The following is a 23335-nucleotide window of genomic DNA, read 5'->3' as shown; positions in this document are numbered from 1 at the left end:
CCGTTGGCGAATGCGCTCTTCGGGAAAATGCCCGCGCTTAGGCGAGCCTTAGCTATCCTCGTGGCGGATCGGGTTGCACGACCGCGGTCGTAGCGAAGGAGTGGGCTAGGGGTGACCGAGACAACCGCGCAGCCGGTGACGGACGGATTCGACGCGCCGCCGGTATCTCTGCGAACGCGTGGCCGCTGGCTGCGGTGGGGACTGCTGTCGGTGTGGGGCCCCGGCCTGGTGGTGATGCTGGCCGACACCGACGCGGGTTCGCTGATCACCGCGTCGCAGTCCGGCGCTCAGTGGGGCTACCGAATGGTGCTGCCGCAGCTGATTCTGATGCCGGTCCTCTACGTCGTGCAGGAGATGACCGTGCGGCTGGGCATCGTCACCAAGCGCGGCCACGGTTCGCTGATCCGGGAGCGGTTCGGGCGCGGCTGGGCGTGGCTGTCGGCATTCACCTTGTTCGCCTCGGCGATCGGGGCGTTGCTGACCGAATTCGCCGGCGTCGCCGGGGTGGGCGAACTCTTCGGCGTCTCGCGGTGGGTGAGCATTCCGGTCGCAACGGTCGCGCTGCTGGCGCTGGCACTGACCGGCAGCTACCGGCGCGTCGAACGCATCGGCCTGGTCGTCGGCGCGGCCGAACTGGCGTTCCTGGTGGCCATGGTGATGGCCCGGCCGGACCCGAAGGCACTCGTGGACGGTCTGTCCTCGATGCCGCTGGGGAACTCGTCGTACCTGCTGTTGGTCGCGGCCAACGTCGGCGCGGTCATCATGCCGTGGATGATCTTCTACCAGCAGGGCGCGGTGGTCGATAAGCACTTGTCCGAGAGCACGATTCGCCAGGCCCGTTACGACACGGCGTTCGGCGCGGTGCTGACCCAGCTGATCATGATCGCGGTGGTGGTCACCATGGCCTCGACGATCGGGAAGCACGGCGACGGGGCGGAACTGGAAACCGTCGGTCAGATCGCCCAATCGTTGACGCCCTACCTGGGCCACGTCGGCGGGACGGTGCTGTTCGGCCTGGGCATGCTGGGCGCGGCGCTGGTGGCCGCGATCGTCGCCTCGCTGGCGGGGGCGTGGGGGCTCGCGGAGGTGTTCGGCTGGAAGCACACGCTCAACGAGCGGCCCAATCGCGCCACCGCCAAGTTCTACATCACCTACGGGCTCGCCCACATCGTGGGCGCGGTGCTGGTGCTGGCCAGTGTCGACCTGGTCAACCTGGCCGTCGACGTCGAGGTGATGAACGCGTTGCTGCTGCCCATCGTGCTGGGCCTGCTGCTGGCGCTGGAAGCCAGGGCGCTGCCCGAACAGTGGCGCATGCGGGGTGTGCACAAATACGTCACCCGCGCGCTGTGCTTCGTGACCATCGCCTTCGGTCTCTACATGGTCCCGCAGGCGCTGGGCTGGACTTAAACGCCGTATTGGCTGTCGTGCGCCGGGTAGGCGTGGACGAGCGCGCTGTTGAGCTTTGTACTGCGTGAGTCAACCGTCGGATGCCAGCGCTTTGGTGGGGCTATTAAAAACATAAGGAAGCCAAGGGATCCCGTCGCGCACACGACATGAAATTCTTTGCCCAAACCGATCACCGGCGGCATCGATTGGCCTGTTATCGGTGCCGGAACCGTCGTATGGCGTTATCTTCGCGAGAAGTGTTGTGCGCCAAATGGATAACATTCATCTCGCTCGACGTGTGGCTGCGTGGTTTCTGCTCGTTTCGGGGTTGCTGGGCCGGTTGCCAGGCACCCAGGTCGAGGCGCTCCTCTTTGACGACATAGAGCGCGAAAAGTGCGGCGGTGCCGTCGCGACGGCTTCGCGGTCGCCTGGCCGCCCGAGGGCTCAACGGCGGAGGCGCAACTCGACAAGGACTTTGGTGTACTTGGCACCTTGCCGATCGGTCATGACAAGGACGATGATCGTGACTGGACGGAGACTAAATCATGATACTCAATAGATTCGCCGCCTGGACGGGGCTGCTGTCGACACTCCTTGCGTTCGCCGCGCTGCCGATGGCACTGTTCGCGGCCGGCACCGGCCACTCGGGTTGGGCGTTGGTGGCGGCCGCCGCGTTGCTGTCCTGTGTCTGCCTCGGGGGCGGCGTGGTCGCGGCGGTCGTGCACTACGATCACCGACATCACAGGACCACCCCCCACCTCTTCTAGCGACTCGGCTCGTTGGGCGCTACCCAGCTCCAGGCGTGAGCGCGAACTGGCGCAGTTCAGGACCAGGGCCCGGGGTAGCGGCCGTCCTGGTCTTGCACCATGACGATTTCCTTGCACTCGCCGTTGGCGCCCGGCGCCGTCTCACCGCGGCAGACCAGCGTCCATCCGGAGATCCGCTCGAAAGGCCGCAGCGCCCAGGTCGTTGCGACGGGATCCGTTGCGGGCAAGGTGATTACGGAGAACGTCCCGCCGGTGCCGGTGATGTAGATGTGGTCTTCGAAAAACGCCAGCTTGGAAATCGACAGCTTCTTGGCGTCGTCCCGGTTCTTCTGGAAGTCCCACTGTTGGCTGCGCAGGTTCCACACGCCGAAGCCGAACTGGGAGGTGTCCGAGCCGTGGCCGTCGACGAACAGTTTGCCGTCGGACAGCGCCGCGGTCAGCCCGCCCCCGGAGATCCGGTCGGAATCGCCGATTTTGATGATGGATTTGGCGTTGAGGTCGTAGAACATCGTCGACAGCACCGGAGGATTGTACGAATCCCAGTGCGTGATCTTCACCAGTTTGGTTGGGCCGTCGGTCAATTCGGCGTCGACGGATTGCGCATCGTTGTCCTGGTAGATCGCTTCCCCGTTCGGCAGGCGCAGCTCCGCCCCAGACGTCTTGCCGGGCTCGGTGTTGCGCTGGAATGCGAGCACGTCCTGCCAGACCCGGCCGGGTTGCGGATCGTTCCACATCATCGACAGGTCACCGCCGGACAGGACGACGGTCCGGGGCGCCGCGGCACCGTGGCCGTCTGTGAAGGCGTTCAGCCACGCCACACCCGAGGCGGTCGAGGACAGTCCCCATTCCTTGGGTGCGGACAGCTTCAGGTCGGGGGCCGGCGGCTGCAGCTCCTTGGTGGCCACCTGCTGGCCCGACTTGGAGTCGTAAACGTAGCCGGTGGTCGTGGTGACTTCCGGTGCGGGGCCCTGCGCCGGCTTGACGGTCATGACGAGGTACACGACCTTCATGTCGTCGGCGGTGCCGGTCAGCGCGCAGATGCCGCCGGTGAGGTTCTGCCCGGCCGGAACCGTGGGGATGGCGGGCGCGACGTACCGTCCGGTTTTCGGATCGAAGATCTTCGGCCGGATGTCCTCGAGCGCCGATTTGCTGGTCGAAAACCTCTCCGGACAGCCGAAATAGGCCGTGCCGCCGTAACTTTTCCAGTCCTTCTCCAGCGGGCCGGTGATCGGGGCGGGCGGGGCGACCGCGCGGGTGCTGGTCTTCGAGGCGGCCGTCGAGGTGGTCGGGGTGAGCGCGGGCGGCGCCGCGGTTTCCGAACAGGACGCCATGGCCAGGCAGGCAGCCGACGCGACCACGGCACGCCCGTGGGTGAACAGGCAGTGCCGCGCCGCATGCATCCAGGCTGCAGGCATCGAGAACCCCCGTTAAGTTCGTGTAACCAAGCAGCGTAAAGCCGCCCCGGTGCGACCGCGACTTGGGCGCATAGCGGGCTTAGTCACACGGCCGACGTTGCCCGCTCAACGCAACTATCGGTCGAACTCGATGGGCAGGCTTTTCGGCCCGCTCAGGCTCACCATCGGCTTCCACGGCGCCGCCCCGGCCGTTCGCGGGTTGCGCAGCCGGTGTGCGAGGACGTTGAGCGCTTCGGCGATCTCACGCCTGGCCAGGTTGGCGCCCAGGCAGTAATGCACGCCGCCGCCGAAGGTCAGGATGGGCGGTGCCGCCTCGCGGGTGATGTCGACGCGGTCGGGGTCGTCGTACACCACCGGATCACGGTTGGCCGCAAAGGTATTCACCAACACCGCGGTGCCGGCGGGGAATAAGTAGCCGTCCAGCTCGGCGTCCTCGGCCACCAGGCGCAGGGTTCCGCAGGCGATCGGTGAGTGACGCATGGTCTCGTCGACGGCCCGCATCGCCAGCTCGGGCCGCTGCCGCAGCAGCTCCCACTGTTCGGGGTGATCGCACAGCACGTGCACCGAGGCGGCCACCTGGTTGCGGGTGGTGTCCGTTCCCGCCAGCAGCAGGCCGCCCGCCAGCATGCGCAGCTCGGCGGGGTCGAGGCGGTCGTCCTCGTCCTCGGCGCGAATCAGGTCGGACAGCAGGTCATCGGTCAAACTCCGCCGCCGGCGCGCGACCATCTCGTCGACGTAGCCGTCGAGCTCGTCCCACGCGCGCATCACGACCGGCTCGACTTCGCGCAGATCGACGGTGAAGCTGAAGGCCTTGAACACGTCGTCGGCCCACAACGAAAACTGTTGCCAGTCCTCACGGGGCGCGCCGAGCAGCGCACAGATGATCGGCACCGGGTAGGGACGCGCGATATCGGTGACGACGTCACAGCGGCCCGCGTCCGCCACGCGATCGACCAGTTCGTTCAGCACGCCGACCATGGTGTCGTGCAGGCGCGCGACCGTTCGGGGGGTGAACGCCCTGGAGCACAGGCTGCGCAGCCGATGGTGCGCGTCGCCCTCCAGGCACAACAGACTGTTGGCCACTTTGTCCCACAGTGGGCCCGATGCGATGCCCTGGGCGAGCAGGTTGATACCGGGCGGGATCTGGAATCGGGGGTCCCGGAGCACAGAACGGACCAAGTGGTAGGACAGCACCTCGGGGCCGTGCGGTCCCAGCGCGACCGGTGCCTGGCGCTGCGCCTCCCGCAGCCGCGGGTAGACCTGCGCTGGCGTCTCTTCGGCGTCGTAGGTGAGCACCGGCAGTTCGGCGTCGAAAAGACTTGGGGGAGCGGCACCGACGGTCATGACGGTCTCCTTGGTTCCGCAGACGGCTGCGGACGACTTTGAGTCAATGTATGGCCAGCGCGTAAGAGTGTCAACGATATGGGCTCCCGGTGATCCCAATCGCCATACACCGGATTGAACAATGCATTGCCGCGACGGGCGCGCCGCGATGCTCAGTCCGGCGCGCGCAGCCGCACCGTCCGCGTCGTCGACGTCTCGTCCAACTCGACGGCATCGGCGCGCGAACGCAGGAAATCGCTGAATGACCGGAAACCCAACGATCTTTCGCTGAACGACGGGTCCATCCGCTTCATTTGTGCCTTCACGGCCGAGTTGTGTAGCCAGTCGACGTCGTCTTTCTCCAGGCCGATCCGCAGGGCACGCGTCAGCAGCGCGGTGGCGGCGGCCTGCGGGTCGGTCTGCTCGTCGGGCTCGTCCCGCTTGGCCTGCTTGCTGCGGCCCGCCTTTTTCTTCGGCTCGGCCGCCCCCGCGTCCGACGGCGCCGGTTCGGGAACCGGAACCCCCGGCAGCGCGTCGTAGATGACGAACTCGTCGCAGGCCGCCGCGAGCGCCCGGCTCGACGCGCCGGCCACCCCGATGCCCACCACGTAGCGGCCGAGCCTCTTGCAGCGCTGGGCCAACGGGATGTAGTCGGAGTCACCCGCCACGATCACGACGTGGGTCAGGTCGGGCAGCCGGAACATGTCCTCCACCGCGTCGACCGCCAACCGGATGTCGGCTCCGTTTTTGCCGTACGCCGCCGCCGGGAACAACTGCACCAGATCGACCGCGCGGCCCACCAACTGTCCGCGATACCCGGCGTTGATCTCCGCCGACCAGTCCGCATAGGCGCGGGTGAGCACCAGGGTCCCGAACGACGATGCGAAGTCGAGTATCGCGCCGACGTCGACCGTCGCCTGTCCCAGCCGTTCGGAGTGCTGGTCGAGCCCCTTGGCCTTGTCCCGCTGGAACGAATTGCGGCCGTGAATCTGGTCGTACCGGGAAATCACGATGTTGTCGAAGTCGAGGTAGACGGCCACGCGGCTGGCAACCGGTTCGGTCATGCTCTAGATCATTGCTGAGCAGGACCAAAGCGGGTACCCCGACCACATGAATGAGGTGAAAGTTCTCGAACTGCACGGCGATCGCATCGCCTACCGCGACGAGGGGGAGGGCGAGGTGCTGCTGCTCATCCACGGCATGGCGGGCAGCTCGGAGACCTGGCGGTCGGTGATACCGCCGCTGTCGAAGAAGTTTCGGGTCATCGCCCCAGACCTGCTCGGCCACGGCGAGTCGGCGAAGCCCCGCACGGACTACTCGCTGGGCGCGTTCGCGGTGTGGCTTCGCGATTTTCTCGACGAGCTCGGCGTCAACCAGGCCACCATCGTCGGTCACTCGCTCGGCGGCGGGGTCGCGATGCAATTCGTTTACCAGCATCCCGACTACGCCCAACGGTTGATCCTGATCAGCAGCGGCGGCCTGGGTCCCGACGTCGGCTGGGTGCTGCGGCTGCTCTCGGCCCCCGGGGCGGAGCTGGTGTTGCCGATCATCGCGCCGCCGCCCGTGCTGTCCGTCGGCAACAAGCTGCGGTCCTGGTTGAGGGGCGCCGGCATCCAATCGCCGCGCGGGGCCGAGCTGTGGAGCGCCTACTCGTCGTTGTCGGACGGCGAGACACGGCAGTCGTTCCTGCGGACGCTGCGATCGGTGGTTGACTACCGTGGGCAGGCGGTCAGCGCGCTGAACAGGCTGCGGCTGCGTGAGGATCTACCCGTCATGGCGATCTGGGGCGAGCGCGACGGCATCATTCCCGTCGATCACGCCTACGCCGCGCACGAGGCACGCACAGACGCGAGGCTTGAGGTGCTGCCCGACGTCGGTCACTTCGCGCAGGTAGAGGCGCCCAGCCAGGTGGTGGAGTTGATCGAGGACTTCATCGCCACGGGCGAGCGCCGCGACACGGTGATCACCCGGCTGCGCGACTGACTGAAGGCACCGCCAAATCGGTTTCCGCTGCATCGGGCAGGCCGGCCGTAAAATTACGGCAATGCCCAAAACTGCGGGTGCAGCGCTTCCGCCGGGGCCCCGCCTGCCCCGGACAGTCCAGGCCGCGTTGATGTTGCAAAAGCGCGGGTCGCACTTCGTCGCCGCCTGCCAGCGTCGTTACGGGAACGTGTTCACGCTGCGAGTCGCTGGGATGGGCACGCTGGTGTATCTGGCCGATCCGGCCGACATCAAGACCGTATTCGCAGGCGACCCGAGAATCTTCCACGCCGGCGAGGCCAATGCGATTTTGGGTGGGCTGCTCGGGGACACCTCTCTTCTGGTGATCGACGAAGATTTCCATCGCGATCGGCGACGGCTGATGCTGCCGCCATTCCATCGCGACGCCGTCGCGCGCCAGGCCGGGCTGATGGCCGAGATCGCTGCAGCGAAGATCGCGGGGTGGCCGGTGGGCAAGAACTTCGTGGCTGCGCCCAGGATGTCGGAGATCACCCTGGAGGTGATTCTGCGGACTGTCATCGGCACCACCGACCCTGCCCGGCTTGCTGCGCTGCGTTCGATCATGCCGCGGCTGCTCACCGTGGGCCCATGGGCGACCCTGGCGTTGGCGAAGCCGGACCTGCAGCGCCACCTTCCGTGGCGAGGGCTGCAACGGCGGATGGCCGAAGCCGACCGCCTCCTCTACGCCGAGATCGCCGAGCGCCGCGCGGACTCGGACCTGGCCGAACGCACCGACGTGCTGGCCATGCTGGTCCGCGCCGACGACGGCGGGCGCAAGATGTCCGACCGGGAGCTGCGGGACCAGCTGATGACGTTACTGGTGGCCGGGCACGACACGACCGCGAACGGGTTGTCCTGGGCGCTGGAGCGGTTGACCCGTCACCCGGTCGTGCTCGCCAAGGCCGTGGCCGCCGCGGCGGCCAGCGCGGCGGAAGATCCCGCGGGCGACGCGTATCTCGACGCGTTGGTGAAGGAGACGTTGCGAATCCGTCCGGTGGTGTTCGACGTCGGGCGGGTGCTCACCGAACCGGCCGACGTGGCCGGCTACCGGCTGCCGGCCGGGGTCATGGTGGCGCCCGGAATTGGCCTGGTGCACATGAGCGCCGCGGTGTACCCGGATCCCGACCGATTCGATCCGGACCGGATGCTGGGCGCCGCCCTGAGCCCGACCACCTGGTTCCCGTTCGGCGGCGGCAACCGGCGCTGTCTGGGCGCCGGCTTCGCCATGGTCGAGATGCGCGTGGTGTTGCGCGAGATCCTGCGCCGCGCGGAGTTGGACACCACCGCCGCGGCCGGCGAACGACAGAAGCTGAAGTTCGTTGTGCTGGTGCCGCATCGCGGCGCCCGCATTCGGCTGAGGGCGATCAGGGATGTCCCCGCACCAGCGGCCACGGACACACAGGCGCCGGCCCGCTAGATGCCGTAGTCCGGCAGCTCGAAGTCGTCGCGCACGCTGCCCGCGAAAAGTGTTGCCACAGGGCCAAAACTCATCGTCCGCAGTGCCAGGTTGCGGAACCACAGCCCGAATCGGGTTCGGGTCGCAAAGAACCCGATATTGCGGGCCGCGGCGGCTTGCTTGCTCGCAATGAAGGGACGCAGGCGGGTCTCGTAGGCATCGAACGCGTGGCGGTAGTCGCCCCCGGCGCGGACGAGTTCGCCCGCCAGCACGTAGGCCTCGGTGATCGCCAGGCCGGTACCCTCGCCGCCGAGCAGCGAGATTCATGCGACCGCATCGCCGAGCAGCAGCACCCGGCCGCGCGACCAGCCGTTGATCCTGATCTGGCTGACGACGTCGAAGTACAGGTCGTCGACATCGTCGAGTGCGGCCAGCATGCCGTCGGCCTCCCAGGCGCAGTCGCCAAACATTCTGCGCAGCTGCTCTTTTGGTGACACGTCGGTGCCGCCGTGTTCGGCGCGGAAGATAAACAAGAACGTGGTGCGGTCGCCACGAAGCGCGAAACGCGCCTGCTGTCGCCCCGGTGCGGCGTAGGTGACGTAGGCCAGCTCGTCGCGTGGCCAATAGCCGTCGACCACACAGGCCGCGACCTTGCAACCCAGATACTGTTCGAATTGCCGCTCGGGCCCGAAGACCAGACGGCGCACGTTGGAATGGAGTCCGTCGGCGCCGATCAGCAGGTCGAATTCGCGCGTCCCGCCGCCGTCCAGGGTGAGTCGGACACCGTCGCTGTGCTCGTCGACGGTCGCGATGCTATCGCCGAAGATCGTTTCGACCCTGTCCTCGATGCTGGTGTAGATCGCGTCGGCCATTCGCTACTACGAGCAGATCGGTCTGCTGCGCAACCCGCGGCGGGTCGGCGGTCAGCGCAGCTATGACGACGAAGAGGTGCGGCGGGTGACTTTCATTCGACGCTGCCGCGACCTTGATTTCTCGGTCGAGCAGATCCGCAATCTTGTCGAACTCACGCACGATGCCGACCGGTCCTGCCTCGAGGCCCGTGATTTGGCGGAGCTCCATCTCACCGCGGTGCGGGCTAAGCTCGCGGACTTGCAAACGCTGGAAAGCCGCATCACCGAATTGATCGCTACCTCGAAGGCCGGCTGCGGTGGTCGGCCTGCCCCGGAATGCGTTGTCTGGAAGGGTTGTCCCGGCCCGGTGATTAGTCCGGGGTTATGTCCGTGCGTCTTCGATGAGCCGTTTGAGATAGCGCAACTCCGTTCGGGTGTGCTCGCGATCCTTTTCGACACCGTTGAGCAAGTGCATGAACGCGAAGCCGGCGATGCGCCCCACCAGGTGGCGCGGGATGGGGCATCGCTCCTGACCGGGGACGGTTGGCCGGCGGAATCCGGACTAGTAGGCGACGGTTCGCGCGCCCCGGTAATCGACGTGCCAGTGCTTGATGCCGTTGATGAACGACGACCGCAGCCGCTCGGGATTGGCCAGCGGAGTCAGGTCGGGCACATGATCGGCGAGCGCGCTGAACATCAGGTCGATCGTCATGCGCGCCAGGTTCGCACCGATGCAGTAATGCGCCCCGGTGCCGCCGAAACCCAGGTGCGGGTTGGGGCTGCGCAGGATGTCGAAGGCGTACGGGTCGTCGAAGACCTCTTCGTCGAAGTTGGCCGAGCGGTAGAACAGCACCACCCGCTGGCCCCTGGCGATCCGGACCCCGCCAAGCTCGGTGTCCACCAGCGCGGTGCGCTGAAACGCCGTGATCGGTGTCGCCCAACGGATTATCTCGTCGGCTGCGGTCTTGGGTCGCTGTGCCTTAAACAATTCCCACTGCGCCGGGTGGTCGGTGAACGCCATCATGCCCTGCGTGATGGAGTTGCGGGTCGTCTCGTTTCCGGCGACGGCCAGCGTGACCACGAACATGCCGAACTCGGCCTCCGACAGGCTCTGGCCTTCGGCGTCGGCCCGGATCAGCGTGGTGACAATGTCGTCCTCAGGTTCTTCACGCTTGCGTGCGGCCAATTGCATGGCGTACCACATCAGTTCACCCGCCGACGTCAGCGCATCGTTGCCGGCGAACTCCGGGTCGTCGCTGCCGATCATGTTGTTCGTCCAGTCGAACAGCTTCTCGTAGTCCTCCTGCGGAACCCCAAGCAGACCGCAGATCGCCTGCAGCGGTAGTTCGCAGGCCACCTGACGCACAAAGTCGCCCGAACCGGCCGCCGCGGCGTCGGTCACAATGCACCGCGCCCGCTCGTAGAGTTCGGCGCGCAGCCGCTCCACCGCGCGGGGAGTGAACGCCCGCGAGACGATCTTGCGCAGCCGGCTGTGCTCGGGGTCGTCCATCATGATCATCGACGCTCGTCCGGCCTCAATCTGGCCGGCGGCCAGGTTATTTCGGTAACGCGGAACGATCGACTTGGTCGCCGACGAGAAGACGTCGCTGCGCAAGGAGACATCGCGGATGTCGCGGTGTTTGGTCACCACCCAGTAACCGCCGTCGCCGAAGCCGCCCTGATCGAGGGGCTGCTCGTTCCACCAGATGGGTTCCGTGGAGCGCAGTTCGGCTAATTCCCGCACCGGGAGCCGTTGGGCGTAGATGTCGGGATCGGTGAAATCGAAGCCCGGCGGGAGGTTCGGTGTCGCCATGGGATTTCTCCTCGACTCCCGCCGACCGGCCGCGGCGGTTAGCAAGATGGTAGCCGCGCGCGTTCGGATCGCCTAGCAGTCAAGGCGCACGGCATCAGCGCGACGCGGGAATGGCCGTCTTGACGCTTTCGCGCCCACCGAGATTGGTGGCCGCGGTGATGACGGCGCGCTCGATCTGGCGCAGGGCGTGCACGGCGGTGAGGAAGCGCCGGGTGTTGGGGCCCGTGCCGCCGGGACCGTTGCCGTCCTGTTGCCGGGCCACCGTCTCAGCGGCGTCGAGCTCGTCGGCCGCCGAGACCAGGGTCGGCGGGTGGCCACCCTCGATGGCCTCCTGCAACGCGTCGATGTTGCGTCGCGTCTGGGCCGCGGCCGCCGAAAATGCCTGCGCCAGTTCGGCGGCGAGCGATGGCGCCCCGACCGGGTCCCGATACTGCTCGGCGCTGCGCGCCAGGGTCCGGCCGTACTGGTCGCAGGCGGTGAAGATCCCCAGCGCGCGGCGGACGCTGCGCCGGCCGGCAAGTCCGGCGACGCCCACCAGCAACGGCTTGGCGGTGACCCGGAACTGCTGCAAGTCCCGGTCGAGTTGACGCGCCCGCTCCGAGGGGCTGGCGCCCTCCTCTTCGCCGGACATAGTCGCGGCCGCGATCTCGATCAGGCCGGACAGGCTCGTCAGGAAGGTACGCGTGTCGCTGCGGATCGCGGTTCTGGTGTTGGTGGGCAGCACCACGACCGCGACGGTCGCCCCGATGACGGCTCCGATCGCGGTCTCCTCGATCCGCAGCATCAGCACGCCGAACGAGAATTGGCCGAGCAGGCCGTACAGCAGCGCCAGCATCGTGGTGATCCAGAAGGTCATCAGGCTGTAGGTGACCGTCATGAAGTAGAAGGCGCAGAACAGGCAGACGAAGATGCCGACGAGCGCGGCGGTCTTGTGACCGGTAAGCAGCGTGGCCACGAGCACGCCGCATGGCACGCCGAGCAGGGTGCCCAGCAGCCGCTGCCACCCCTTGGTCAGGGTTTCGCCCCAGGAGTTGGTGCCGGCGAAAATGACGAACGTGGCGATCACCGCCCAATACCAGCGCGCCGGCGATACCAGCTCGCCGACGACGATGGCCAGGGATGCGGCGACGGAGACCTGGATGGCTTGCCGGGTGGTCGGCGGCAGCCCCGTCGTCTGTTCTTCCTCGGTGGCCTCCCCGGACGCGGCGTCCTCGGGCGCCGGGGTGTCGGCGTCGTCCAGCGGGCGGCCGGTGGCTACCCGGTCGACGATCGCCCGCACGTCGGAAGTTGCTGTCGCGGCGTTGATTATCGCCAGCGCGAGGCGGCGCACCGCCGCGCTGCCCGCGTCGTCGTCCGCCGGGTCGGAAGTGGGGCCGCACTGCTCGTCGAGCAGCCGCTGGGCCCGATCTGCGGCCCGGCGCAGCCCGTCGGGCTCGGGAAGCCGGATCGCTCGCGACAGTTGGGAGAGCGCGTCGACGAGCGCGGCCCGGGTGGACACCGGGATGGAATCCGGGGCCGCACAGGCAAGGACGGCCGCCCGCCGGCCGGCGGTGGCGACCCATTCGATGGCCAGCTCGGCATCCAGCAGCCACGGGGCCAGCTGTTCGGCGGTGACGCCGGGCCACAGGGTGCCGGGGTCGGCCTTGTCCTCGATCTGGCTCTGCACCATCAGGGCGGTCTCGTTGAGCCGGATGGTGCGGGCCCGCATGCGGCGGCGGCGTCGCTCGTCGAGGCGGCCCGTCCGTACCGCTTCGGCGGTGGTGTCGACCACGATGGCCATTCGCGCCCGCAGCGCCCGGATGGTGGCGCGCAGCACCCGTTCGGGTCGATCGGGCATCACGTAGGTGCTCATCACGTATGTGCACACGGTGCCCACCGCGACGGCCCCGATCATCCAGGGCAGCTCGGCGAGGCGGGCCCGCAGATACAGCGTGAAGAAGTAGGACATGAACGCGACCATGCCCAGCGCCCTGCCCCGCGCCCCGAACCGCCGGATGTATGCCGCGGTGAACACGACGCCCACGAAGACGACGTCGCTGGCCACCGTGTGCGGCGCCAGCACCGCGGCGGCGGTGATGGACGCCGCGGCGGGCAGGGGCAGCAGCGCCATGGTGATCCGCTGCTGGCGCGGGTCGGGTTCGTTGACGGAGCGCGACGCGACCATGGTGATGACGACACCCAGCAGGGCGACGGTCAGCGGTTGTCCCGTCGCCCTGGTCAGCAGGTACAGCGCCAGTAGTGAAAGGCCAAGCGCGGCGGTCGTCCGAGTCGCCATGCGCAGCCGAAGCAAGCCAGGATCGGAGCCGATCAGCCAGTTGCGGGCGCGTTCGTAAAGAACAGTTATTCGGATGACCGCCTCTCTTGCGCTTACCCCACATGGTTACCCGAACCGTGCCGCGGCGACCAAGCTAGTCTTCGACATCGTGACGGGGCCGACTCGGGCGAACCTGGCTGACGGTCGTGAGCTGCTGTTCTTCGCCCTGCCGGGGAATCGTCCGGCGCCGGTCGAAGATCGCCGGCCGCTGCCGGCGCGTGCCACCGAGCCCGCTGCGCAGTCGCAGTTGCGGTTCGACCGGTCCACCGGGCAGTGGGTGATCATCGCGGCTCTGCGCCAGGACCGCACCTATAAGCCGCCGCCGGAGGCGTGCCCGCTGTGCCCGGGCCCGACCGGGCTGACCAGCGAGGTGCCCGCCGCCGACTACGACGTCGTCGTGTTCGAGAACCGATTCCCCAGCCTGTCCGGCGCGCTGCCCGCCACTGCGCCCGTGCCCGTCCGGGCGCCCGTGCCGGCCGGGCAAGGCTTCGTGACCGCGCCCGGGCTTGGCCGCTGCGAAGTGATCTGTTTCTCCGCCGACCACACCGGGTCCGTCGCCGGGCTCAAACCGGCGCACGCGCGGCTGGTCGTCGAGGCGTGGCGGCATCGCACCGCCGACCTGATGGCCAGGCCGGGCATCGAGCAGGTGTTCTGCTTCGAGAACCGCGGCGAGGAAATCGGGGTGACGCTGACCCATCCGCACGGTCAGATCTACGGCTATCCCTATCTGACGCCGCGTGCCGCCACCATGCTGGAGCAGGCGCGTCAGCATCGAAAACGGCATAGCAGCAACCTCTTCGGTGATTTGTTGTCCCGCGAGATCGACGACGGCGGCCGCATCATCGCGCGCAACGAGCTGTTCACCGCCTTCGTGCCGTTCGCGGCGCGCTGGCCGGTGGAGGTGCACATCTACCCGAACCGGTTCGTGCGCAACCTGACCGAGCTCGGCGAGGACGAACTGGGCGCGTTCACGCACGTCTACCTGGACGTGCTCGGGCGCTTCGACCGAATGTATTCCTCACCGCTGCCCTACATTTCGGCGCTGCATCAATACGCCGACACCGAGGCCCAGGCCGAGGGCTACTTTCACGTCGAGTTGATGTCCATCCGGCGCAGCGCCACCAAGCTCAAGTACCTGGCGGCCTCCGAGTCGGCGATGGATGCGTTCATCGGCGACGTGATGCCGGAAAGCGTGGCCCAGCGGCTGCGGGAACTGGCATGACGATCCGCTACGCCGCGCCGGGGCGGATCAATCTGATCGGCGAACACACCGACTACAACCTGGGTTTCGCGCTGCCGATCGCATTACCGCAGCGCACCGTGGTCACTTTCACGCCCGCCGACGACGATGCGATCACCGTGGTCAGCGACCGCGCGGATGCCCCGGTGCGCGTTCGGATCGGCACCGTTCCCGGTGAGGTGGCCGGCTGGGCGGCCTACGTGGCCGGGGTGATGTGGGCGCTGCGTCAGGGCGGCCACCCGGTGTCCGGCGGCACGATGTCGATCACCAGCGACGTGGAAATGGGGTCGGGTCTGTCTTCCTCGGCGGCGCTGGAATGCGCGGTGCTGGGCGCGATCGCGTCGGCGGCCGGTGTCCGCATCGACGCCAAAGACCAGGCGCGGTTGGCCCAGCGCGCCGAAAACGAGTATGTCGGCGCGCCAACGGGTTTGCTTGACCAGCTCGCCTCCCTCTTCGGCCGCGAAGCGACGGCGGTGCTGATCGACTTCTCCGACCTCACCGTCACACCGGTGGTGTTCGACCCGGACGCCGCGGGTGTCGCGTTGTTGCTGATCGACTCGCAAGAGCGCCACCGGCACGCCGGCGGCGACTACGCCGCGCGCCGCACGTCGTGCGAGCGGGCCGCCGCCGACCTGTCGGCGACGTCGCTGCGTGAGGTGCAGGACACCGCGGGCCGTGCAGGGTCCGACTTCCTGTCCGCGGTGCGAGACCCCATCGACGCCCGTCGCGCCCGCCACGTGCTGACCGAAAACCAGAGGGTCATCGATTGCGTTGCGGCGCTGCGGACTTCCGATTACCCGGAAGCCGGGCGGATTTTCACCGCCTCGCACGCCTCCATGCGCGACGATTTCGACATCACCACCGAACGCATCGACCTGATCGCCGACACCGCGGTGCGCGCGGGCGCGCTCGGCGCGCGGATGACCGGCGGTGGCTTCGGCGGGTGCGTGATCGCCCTGGTTCCGCTGGGCCGCGTGGACACGGTCGGCGAGGCGGTGCAACGGGCCGCGGCCGCCGCCGGCTTCGAGCAACCCGCCGTCACCCGAACCCGCGCGGCCGCCGGCGCGGGGCCTGCGTGAGTGAACGAGCCGACCGGCTACGTCGAAGTTCGGGCATACGCCGAACTCAATGACTTCGTGGCCGCGCCGCTGCGCGGGCACACGGTGCGCCGGCCCTTCCGGCCCCACCAGACCGTCAAAGACGTGTTGGAGGCGATGGGAATCCCGCACACCGAGGTCGACCTGATCCTGGTGAACGGTGCCGCCCAGGGGTTCGATTACCGCCCGAGCTTCGGCGACCGCATCGCCGCCTATCCGGTGTTCGAGGGGCTCGACATCGGCCCGACCGCGAGGTTGCGGCCCGTGCCGTTGCGCGATCCACGTTTCGTCGTCGACGTGAACCTCGGCCGGCTGGCGTGGCTGCTGCGGCTGTTCGGATTCGACGTGTGGTGGTCCCACGACGCCGACGACAAGACCCTCGCCGACATCAGCGGCGAGCAGCGGCGCATTCTGCTGACCCGCGACCGTGGCCTGCTCAAGCGCCGCGCCGTCACCCATGGTCTGTTCGTGCGCCCCGACGACCCCGAGGAGCAGGCGCTTGCCGTCATCCGTCGGCTCGATCTGCGGCAGCGACTGGCACCGCTGACCCGGTGCGTGCGCTGCAACGGCACTTTGACCGCGGTCACCAAGGACGAGGTGATCGACCAGCTGGAGCCGCTGACCCGCGAGCACTACGACGACTTCAGCCGGTGTGCGCAATGCGGCCGGATCTATTGGCCCGGGTCGCACCACGCGAAGTTGGTCGCCCTCGTCGAAGAATTGCGGCGGCGGATCTGAACGAAAAAGTTACTCGCCCGGCAATTTCGTCGTTCCGGGCGTGACCAGTGGTCAGGAAATGTAGCCTAGCCGCCATGGAGTTATCTCACTCCTGCGGGCGCAGTACCGGTCTTCTCGCCGGGACGGTAGCGATCGATGTGCGATCGCTGCCGATTGCTGCCGTCAACTCCACCGCCGACGATGTGAAACGTTCGCTGTGGCTTGGAAATTAGACGGCCAAGCCGCGGCGATCGAGCGGGGTCTGGCCGGCGCTACGCCGCAATGCGCGGGCTGGTTCCGCTTCTACTTCGAAGGCCAGCGCTGGGTCTGGTCCGATCAGGTCCAACGCATGCACGGATACACGCCCGGCACCGTGACACCCACCACCGAGCTGGTGCTCGCGCACAAGCATCCGGCCGACCGTCCCCAGGTGACCGACGGCATCAACGACATGATCAAGCGCCGCCAGGCGTTTTCCACGCGGCATCGCATCGTGGACACCGGCGGCATGATCCACCACGTCCTCGTGGTGGGCGACCAATTCTGCGATGACGACGGGAACGTCGTCGGGACCCATGGCTTCTACATCGAAGTCGCGCCGCCACCCGCCCGCAGCCGCGAGGACTCCATCAGCGCGAAAGTCGCGGAGATCGTCGGGCGGCGCGGCGTGATCGACCGCACCAAAGGCATGTTGATGCTCATCTACGGCATCGACGAGGACGCCGCGTTCAACATGCTCAAAACGGTGTCCCAGACGCGAAACATCAAGCTCGGACTGCTCGCCCAAGGGATCGCCGAGGACTTCGCGGCACTGGGCAAAGAGGTCATCACCGCGCGTTCGCCCTTCGACCAGCGGCTGCGTAGCGTGCAGCCGCGCGGGCCCGGCGAGGCCGAGGGCACCTGAGTGCTATTCGGCCGGACTGAGCCGGACCGCCCCAAGGTGCAGTCGGTCGACGGCCTCGGCGAACTCATCGCGGGTCGGTATGCGGTGGTCGCGAAACTTCAGTCCGATCATGCGTTGTGCGCGCTGGACTCCGTAGGACTCGGCGCAGCGCAACAACAGATCGGCGACGGCGGTCCGGTCGCGGATGAGCTCACCGTGCATCGACGTCGTCTTGGCGTCGAAGACAACCTGGACGGGGCCGCCGTCGCGGAAGTTCTGCTTCCACGGATTGCCGGTCAGCGCGTACAGCTGGCCGTCAATCACATGGGCGCTCAACGGGATTGAGTACGGGCGTCCCGTCTTGCGCCCGGTGAAACTCAACACCATGAATTGGTTGCGCGCGAGGCCGGCCAGCGGACTGCGCAGCAAGAATCCCATCAGCGGATTGACCAGGCGCATCAGCGCCGACGGCGGGTGCCCGGCTTCCACCACATATGACTGCTCTGTCATGTGTTCACCGTAGAGCCAACCCGGCTCTGCAGCCAGCGATGCGAAGCCGCGGAGCTTTTCGGTCTCCGCGGCTCGCATCGGGGGTCAGCCGGTGATGGTGGTTTGGTCGTCGATGATGTTGGTGGCGTCCATCAACGGGCCTTGATCGCTCTCCAGGCCGTCGGCGTTGAGTTGAAGCACGTAGACCGCGCCTTGGCTCGGGATAACCACCGTCTTGTGCGCGATCACGCGGGTTTTGCCGCCCCGCTGGTACGTGCCGCCCACCTGCCAGGCCTGGAATCCGCCAGCGTGGACGCGGAGCCGTCACCGCCGCCCTGGTATCCGGGCAGATTCTGCACCTCGCCGGGGGCGTACTCCCAGCGCCAGCCATGGTGCGCATGACAGTAACCGAAATAACCTGCGGGTTTGCCAGAATCTTTCGGAGTTTGTTGCGACAACCCCGCCGGCCGCCAATCGTTATCCAGTTCGTCGGCGAAAACACCTGCCGGAATGCGCCCCCATCCAGCCGTTATCGAGTATTAGACAGGTATGCGGTCGCGGCGGGCCCTCATTGCGGTCATCGCGGCGGCGGCTGTCTTGATGGTTTTCGTCATGGTTCTCGTCGCGCCGGCCCCGCCGAAGGGATACGACGGTCCGCCCCTGTTCGTGGCGAATCCGGTCGACCACGTCGCGACGCTGATCGGCACCGGGACGGGCGGCGAGACGGTGGGGGAGATCAACAATTTCCCGGGTGCCACCGTCCCGTTCGGGATGGTGCAGTACTCGCCGGACACCGCCGGCAACTACGCCGGCTACAACTACGACAACCCACGCGCCACCGGGTTCAGCATGACCCACGCCTCGGTGGGATGCGCCGCGTTCGGCGACGTCTCGATGCTGCCGGTAACCGGCAAAATCGGCCCGCAGCCCTGGGCGGCCGCGGAGGAAATCGCCCACGACGACACCGAACAGGGCGTCCCCGGCTATTACTCGGTGCGGTTCCCCGGCACCGGGGTGAAAGCGGAACTCACCGCCACCGCGCACACGGGGGTCGGCCGATTCAGTTATCCGCGCAACGGCCGCCCCGCTCTGCTCCAGGTGCGTTCCGGCTCGTCGCTGGCGGGCAACTCTCGCGCGACCATCCAGATCGGGGAGGACAACACCACTATCACCGGGTGGGCCACCAGCGGCGGATTCTGTGACAAGCCGAACGCCTACACGGTGTATTTCGCGATGAAATTCAGTCAGCCCTTCACTTCGTACGGATCCTGGGATGGCAGTGCTGTATACGCCGGCGCCCGCAGCGCAAACGCACCGTACAGCGGCGGCTACGTCGAATTTCCGGCCGGCTCGGCGATCGAGGTGCGCACCGCGATCTCCTACGTCGGAATCGAGGGCGCGCAGGCGAACCTGGCGGCCGAGGGGGCGGGTTTCGACGAGGTTCGCGCCGCGGCATCCAGGGAATGGAACGCCGCGTTGTCCCGGGTGACGGTCGCCGGCCGAAATGTCGATGATCTGACGACGTTCTACACCTCGCTGTATCGAACGCTGCTGCACCCCAACATGTTCAATGACGCCGACGGGCGCTACGTCGGGTTCGACGGCTCCATCCGCACGGTGGCCGCCGGCCACACGCAGTACGCCAACTTCTCCGACTGGGACACCTATCGATGCCTGGCGGCGTTGCAGGCGCTGTTGTTTCCCGAGCGGGCCAGCGACATGGCCCAGTCGCTGGTAAACGACGCCGAGCAGAGCGGCGCGCTGCCGCGCTGGGCGTTCGCCAATGCCGCGACGGGCGAGATGACCGGGGACAGTGTGGTGCCGCTCATCGCGAACCTGAACACGTTCGGAGCCAACGACTTCGACGTCAACACCGCGCTGCGCTACATGGTGGATGGGGCGACCGAGGGCGGTGTCGGCCTAAACGGCTATGTGGAGCGCCGCGGCATCGCCACCTACCTGCGGTTCGGCTATGCGCCGTTCACCCAGGAGTTCGCCCGCAACGGGTGGATCGCCGACGCGTCGATCACCCTGGAGTGGTCGATCGACGACTTCGCCATTTCCCGATTCGCCAACTCACTGGGCGACGCCGCGACCGCCGCGGAATTTCAGAACCGGGCGCAGTATTGGCAGAATCTGTTCAATCCGACCACCCGATCGATCGTGCCGCGCAGCTGGACCGGCCTGTTTCGGCGCGGTCCGGCAGTCGTGGTGGCCCCGGAAAACTTCGGGCAGGTCGGCTACGACGAGGGCAACGCCGAACAATACGTCTGGTCGGTGCCGCACAACGTCGCGGGCCTGGTGACCGCGCTCGGCGGCCGCGCGGCCGTGGCCAACCGGCTGGACCGCTTCACCGAGCGACTCAACGTCGGCCCCAACCGGCCGTATCTGTGGGCGGGCAACGAGCCGAGTTTCGGTGTGCCGTGGCTGTACAACTACATCGGTCAACCGTGGAAAACGCAGCACACGGTCGACCGGGTCCGGGGGCTCTTCGCTCCGACCGCCGACGGTGAGCCGGGCAACGACGACCTGGGCGCGCTGGCCAGCTGGTACGTCTGGGCGGCGCTGGGCCTGTACCCGGCCACCCCGGGAACGCCGATCCTCACCGTCGGCGCACCGCTTTTCGACAGTGTCGAAATCGCGCTTCCGGCAAACAAATCCATCCGCATCTCGGCCCCGGGTGCGTCGGGGCCGCGTCACCTGAAATACATCAGCGGCCTGAGGGTCGACGGCCAGGCCACCGGCCACACGTGGCTACCCGAGTCGATCATCCGCACCGGCGGCACGCTGGCGTTCTCGCTTGCCGCTTATCCCGACAAGCGTTGGGGCACTGCCGAAGACGATGCGCCCCCGTCGTTCGGGGCGGGTAGTTCGGCAGTGGCCGTCAACGTGTCGACGCCCGTTGTCACGATCGCGCCCGGGCACACGGGCAGCGTGACCCTCGACGCGCAGCGCATGACCAACGGCGCCGACGGCTACGCCGTTGCGGGCACGTCATCGGATGCCGGGATCGGCGTCACGCCGACGTCTGGCCGATTCACCGCCGACGGATCGGCCGGCGTTACCGTCCCGATCACCGTGGCACAGTCGGTGCCCGAGGACTACTACCTGGTGTATTTGACCACCGCGGTCGGCCAAAGCGTGTGCACCTCAACCGTTCTCGTGGTCGCGCAGACCGAATCCGAGAGCTAGGCCCTCAGACCATCTCGTGTGCGGTCAGCCACCGCATCACCGGCCAGCCGACGAAGACCGGGAGCCAACAGGTCAGCACCCGATACAGCAGGACGGACGGCACGCCGACGGCCGCCGGGACGCCGAACGCGGCCAGGCCGCCGATCAGCGCCGCCTCGACCGCCCCGACACCGCCGGGCGTGGGGGCCGCCGAGGCCAGCGTCCCGCCGACCATGGTGACCACGGTGACAGCGACGAAAGTCGTTCCGCCGCCGAAGGCTTCGATGCTGGCCCACAGCGCCAGCGCCGCCCCAAGGGTCGTTCCCGCACAACCCAGCAGGATCAGGGCCAGCCGGCGCGGTTCGCGGGCGAGCTTGACCAGATCGGTCACCACCTCGTTCAGCTTGGGGCGCACCTCGGTCGCCAGCCACTTGCGCAGGGTGGGCACGAACAGGAACGTGCCGATGATGCCGAGCGCGACCCCCGCGATCAGGTATAGCAATGTCGCGCTCGGGACGAAATGCCGTAGGTTCATCGAGGCTCCGGCGGCGGCGCTGAACACGATCAGCAGCGCGAGGTGCGCGATCACCTGTACCGACTGCTGCAGCGCCACCGCCGCGGTCGCGCGCATCGCCGACAACCCACTCTTCTGCAGGAACCGCGTGCTCAGCGCCAGCCCGCCGACGCCGGCCGGGGTGGTGGTCGCGGCAAAAGTGTTGGCCACCTGAGCGATTGACAGCGTCCAGAAGTTCACCATGCCGTCGGCGCAGGCCCACAACGCGGCGGCCGCACCGACGTAGGTCAGCGCCGACACCAGCAGGCCCAGCAGTGACCACGACCAGTTCGCGTGCCTCAGCTGGGAGAAGAACGTCGGTGCCGTGCTGATGAAGGGATACGCGACATAGACCAGCGCGCCGAAGAGCACCAGCTGGACGATCTGGCTGCGGGTGAACCTGGTGATGGTCTGGGGCTTGATCTGGTCGGCACCGGTTTGCCGTTTGACCTCCGCCCGCGCCGCGGAGATGACGGCACCGGAGTTCGGCACCGAACGCCGAACAGACCGCGGCACGGCGACTTTCGTGAGGCGGCGGGATGCGCTCAGGATGGTGTCCTTGCCGAACACCTCGATCGCCGCGCGCACCGCGGACTTCGGCTCGTACAAGGCAGAAGTGGTCACCAGCAGCTGTGCGATGTCGGACTGCAGTTGGGCATCGGTGGCTCCGTACTCGGCGCTGCCGAAGCCGCCGAACATCACGGTGTCGTCCTCCACCGTGATGTGGTGGTTGCGCAGGTCCCCGTGGGCGATCTGGCGGTCGTTGAGGACTCGCAGCGATTCCCACGGCCGGGCAACGGGAGTCGTCTTGGCGCATTCGTCGATGGGTGTTCCGCGAGGCGGCCGGTGCGAGTACAGCATCCACCCGCGGTCCAGCGGAGCGACGGCGACCGTCGCCGTGTTGGCCAGGCCCGCCTCGCCGATGGCGATCGCCATCAGCGCCCGATGCTCCACGGCCCGGCGCATGGATGTCACCAGGGGTGCGGTCTCGGCGTCGCGCAACTTCAGCTTCCCCCACAACTGGCGCAGCGCCCCGCCGCTGCGTTGATGCGGGCCGTACAACTCGATCAGTGCCGTCTCGCCGAGATGTTCGCCGTCGGCCGAAAGAATCAGCGGGCCGCGCCCGGCCGGCCGCACCACCCTGAGCCGCGAGACGGCGAAGCCGCCCTTGGCCAGGGCACGCACCGCGGCGTCCAGTGGCACCTCGAGCGCGGGAGTGCCGACGACGAGCACCACCAGCGCCCCGACCACCCACCCGACCGTCAGGCCCACCAGCGAGCGCGCCGGGACGATGGCACTGACCACCAGGTGGATGGGCACGAAGGCCAGTAGCAGCGCCCACCACCAGCGCCGCCAGCGCGCCGGCAGCCAAGGGCCCGAAACCGTCAGCACGGCCGCCAGCATCCCGATCCACCGCGGGTCGTCGAGCAACTGCGCCGGCAGCGTGGTCAGCCGGTCGAGGGCGTCGAAGTGCCACCGCGGCGCGGACAGGCCGGTGCCGCTGATCGACAACAACACAATGGCGCTCAACCCCGCGGCGGCGTACGCGCCCAGCAGCTTCCACTGCCCGGCGACGATCAGACCGATCAGGATTACGAATGGCAATGCCACGATCGCCAATCCGTAGATCAGGTACACCGCATCGGATTGCGTCGGCGACAAAACGCCGACGATCTGCGAGACGGATTTCTCCAGCGCGATCCACTGCGGACGGGTGATCACCGAACCCGTGATCACCAGCGCCAGAGAGAGCACTGCCAGTATCAGCCGCAGGATGTCGTTGGTCCGTCGGGTCAGTGGCTGCAGCAAGCTGCCGGAAACGATGATCTCGCGCCCGTCAACTCGCATCTATCAACGATCCTTTGAGTTCGCGCTGGCACTCTGCTTGCGGCCTGCTGGCCCGCGGACAAGTTAACTTA

General features: G+C 67.5%; 16 protein-coding genes and 3 pseudogenes. 10 read left to right on the top strand and 9 right to left on the bottom strand.

What is annotated here, in order from left to right; all coding sequences use genetic code 11:
* The first annotated feature begins 111 nt into the window (after positions 1-111).
* The gene (locus G6N50_RS16135; protein WP_083093191.1) at positions 112-1407 is read left to right on the top strand and encodes an NRAMP family divalent metal transporter; all 1296 of its coding nucleotides are present in this window, start codon (positions 112-114) and stop codon (positions 1405-1407) included.
* Positions 1408-1931: 524 nt separating this feature from the next.
* Positions 1932-2153 (top strand): hypothetical protein, encoded by a 222-nt coding sequence (locus G6N50_RS16130; RefSeq protein ID WP_083093192.1) that lies wholly within the window; start codon positions 1932-1934, stop codon positions 2151-2153.
* A gap of 56 nt (positions 2154-2209) precedes the next feature.
* Here the strand turns inward: G6N50_RS16130 and G6N50_RS16125 are convergent, their stop codons facing one another.
* The 3 genes from G6N50_RS16125 to G6N50_RS16115 all read right to left on the bottom strand — a co-directional run bounded on the left by G6N50_RS16125 (position 2210) and on the right by G6N50_RS16115 (position 5955).
* Positions 2210-3553, bottom strand: coding sequence for a hypothetical protein (locus G6N50_RS16125; protein ID WP_083093194.1), 1344 nt, complete (start codon positions 3551-3553; stop codon positions 2210-2212).
* A gap of 129 nt (positions 3554-3682) precedes the next feature.
* The gene (locus tag G6N50_RS16120) at positions 3683-4912 is read right to left on the bottom strand and encodes a cytochrome P450 (protein WP_083093195.1); all 1230 of its coding nucleotides are present in this window, start codon (positions 4910-4912) and stop codon (positions 3683-3685) included.
* 152 nt (positions 4913-5064) lie between these two features.
* On the bottom strand, positions 5065-5955 hold the full coding sequence (locus G6N50_RS16115; protein ID WP_083093197.1) for an NYN domain-containing protein: 891 nt from the start codon (positions 5953-5955) through the stop codon (positions 5065-5067).
* Positions 5956-6001: 46 nt separating this feature from the next.
* Between G6N50_RS16115 and G6N50_RS16110 the strand changes: the two genes are divergently transcribed.
* Together G6N50_RS16110 and G6N50_RS16105 are read left to right on the top strand one after the other, a co-directional pair.
* Positions 6002-6874: an alpha/beta fold hydrolase gene (locus tag G6N50_RS16110; protein WP_083093199.1), complete on the top strand. Its 873-nt coding sequence runs from the start codon at positions 6002-6004 to the stop codon at positions 6872-6874.
* A 61-nt stretch (positions 6875-6935) separates the two neighbouring features.
* A complete protein-coding gene (locus G6N50_RS16105; protein ID WP_083093200.1) occupies positions 6936-8309 on the top strand; it encodes a cytochrome P450 in 1374 nt (457 codons plus the stop codon).
* Here G6N50_RS16105 and G6N50_RS16100 read toward each other — a convergent pair.
* Positions 8306-9160, bottom strand: a pseudogene (locus tag G6N50_RS16100) (FAD-dependent monooxygenase); the annotation flags it as partial. The gene G6N50_RS16105 and the pseudogene G6N50_RS16100 sit on opposite strands and share 4 nt — an antisense overlap.
* On the opposite strand from G6N50_RS16100, the pseudogene G6N50_RS29405 reads away from it, so the two are divergent.
* Positions 9147-9419, top strand: a pseudogene (locus tag G6N50_RS29405) (MerR family DNA-binding protein); the annotation flags it as partial. The pseudogenes G6N50_RS16100 and G6N50_RS29405 sit on opposite strands and share 14 nt — an antisense overlap.
* A 282-nt stretch (positions 9420-9701) precedes the next feature.
* Here G6N50_RS29405 and G6N50_RS16090 read toward each other — a convergent pair.
* The gene (locus G6N50_RS16090) at positions 9702-10952 is read right to left on the bottom strand and encodes a cytochrome P450 (protein ID WP_083093202.1); all 1251 of its coding nucleotides are present in this window, start codon (positions 10950-10952) and stop codon (positions 9702-9704) included.
* A gap of 94 nt (positions 10953-11046) precedes the next feature.
* Entirely contained in the window at positions 11047-13263 is a 2217-nt protein-coding gene (locus G6N50_RS16085; RefSeq protein WP_083093203.1) for an FUSC family protein, read from the bottom strand.
* A 37-nt stretch (positions 13264-13300) separates the two neighbouring features.
* Here G6N50_RS16085 and galT point away from each other — a divergent pair, with 37 nt between their 5' ends.
* From galT to G6N50_RS16065, 4 genes are all read left to right on the top strand, one after another.
* Positions 13301-14488 (top strand): galactose-1-phosphate uridylyltransferase, encoded by a 1188-nt coding sequence (gene galT, locus G6N50_RS16080; protein WP_083093205.1) that lies wholly within the window; start codon positions 13301-13303, stop codon positions 14486-14488.
* The gene (locus G6N50_RS16075; RefSeq protein ID WP_083093206.1) at positions 14485-15585 is read left to right on the top strand and encodes a galactokinase; all 1101 of its coding nucleotides are present in this window, start codon (positions 14485-14487) and stop codon (positions 15583-15585) included. The genes galT and G6N50_RS16075 overlap by 4 nt, the downstream gene beginning before the upstream one ends.
* Positions 15586-16341, top strand: coding sequence for a Mut7-C RNAse domain-containing protein (locus G6N50_RS16070; RefSeq protein WP_083093208.1), 756 nt, complete (start codon positions 15586-15588; stop codon positions 16339-16341).
* A gap of 196 nt (positions 16342-16537) precedes the next feature.
* A complete protein-coding gene (locus tag G6N50_RS16065) occupies positions 16538-17224 on the top strand; it encodes a PAS and ANTAR domain-containing protein (RefSeq protein WP_083093209.1) in 687 nt (228 codons plus the stop codon).
* Between the two features lie 3 nt (positions 17225-17227).
* Here G6N50_RS16065 and G6N50_RS16060 read toward each other — a convergent pair whose 3' ends face one another.
* Together G6N50_RS16060 and G6N50_RS16055 are read right to left on the bottom strand one after the other, a co-directional pair.
* Entirely contained in the window at positions 17228-17713 is a 486-nt protein-coding gene (locus G6N50_RS16060; protein ID WP_083093545.1) for a hypothetical protein, read from the bottom strand.
* 84 nt (positions 17714-17797) lie between these two features.
* Positions 17798-18069, bottom strand: a pseudogene (locus G6N50_RS16055) (LpqN/LpqT family lipoprotein); the annotation flags it as partial.
* A 172-nt stretch (positions 18070-18241) separates the two neighbouring features.
* Between G6N50_RS16055 and G6N50_RS16050 the strand changes: the two are divergent.
* Positions 18242-20884 carry a GH92 family glycosyl hydrolase gene (locus G6N50_RS16050; protein WP_083093211.1) on the top strand — a complete coding sequence of 881 codons (2643 nt, stop codon included), beginning with the start codon at positions 18242-18244 and terminating at the stop codon, positions 20882-20884.
* A gap of 4 nt (positions 20885-20888) precedes the next feature.
* Here the strand turns inward: G6N50_RS16050 and G6N50_RS16045 are convergent, their stop codons facing one another.
* On the bottom strand, positions 20889-23264 hold the full coding sequence (locus tag G6N50_RS16045; RefSeq protein WP_083093212.1) for a lysylphosphatidylglycerol synthase transmembrane domain-containing protein: 2376 nt from the start codon (positions 23262-23264) through the stop codon (positions 20889-20891).
* Between the last annotated feature and the right edge of the window lie 71 nt (positions 23265-23335).

Origin of the sequence: Mycobacterium mantenii, assembly GCF_010731775.1 — a bacterium.
GTDB classification, from domain to species: Bacteria; Actinomycetota; Actinomycetes; order Mycobacteriales; family Mycobacteriaceae; genus Mycobacterium; species Mycobacterium mantenii.
Note: the sequence above shows the minus strand (reverse complement) of the source record. Positions and strands in the feature narration are given on the sequence as shown.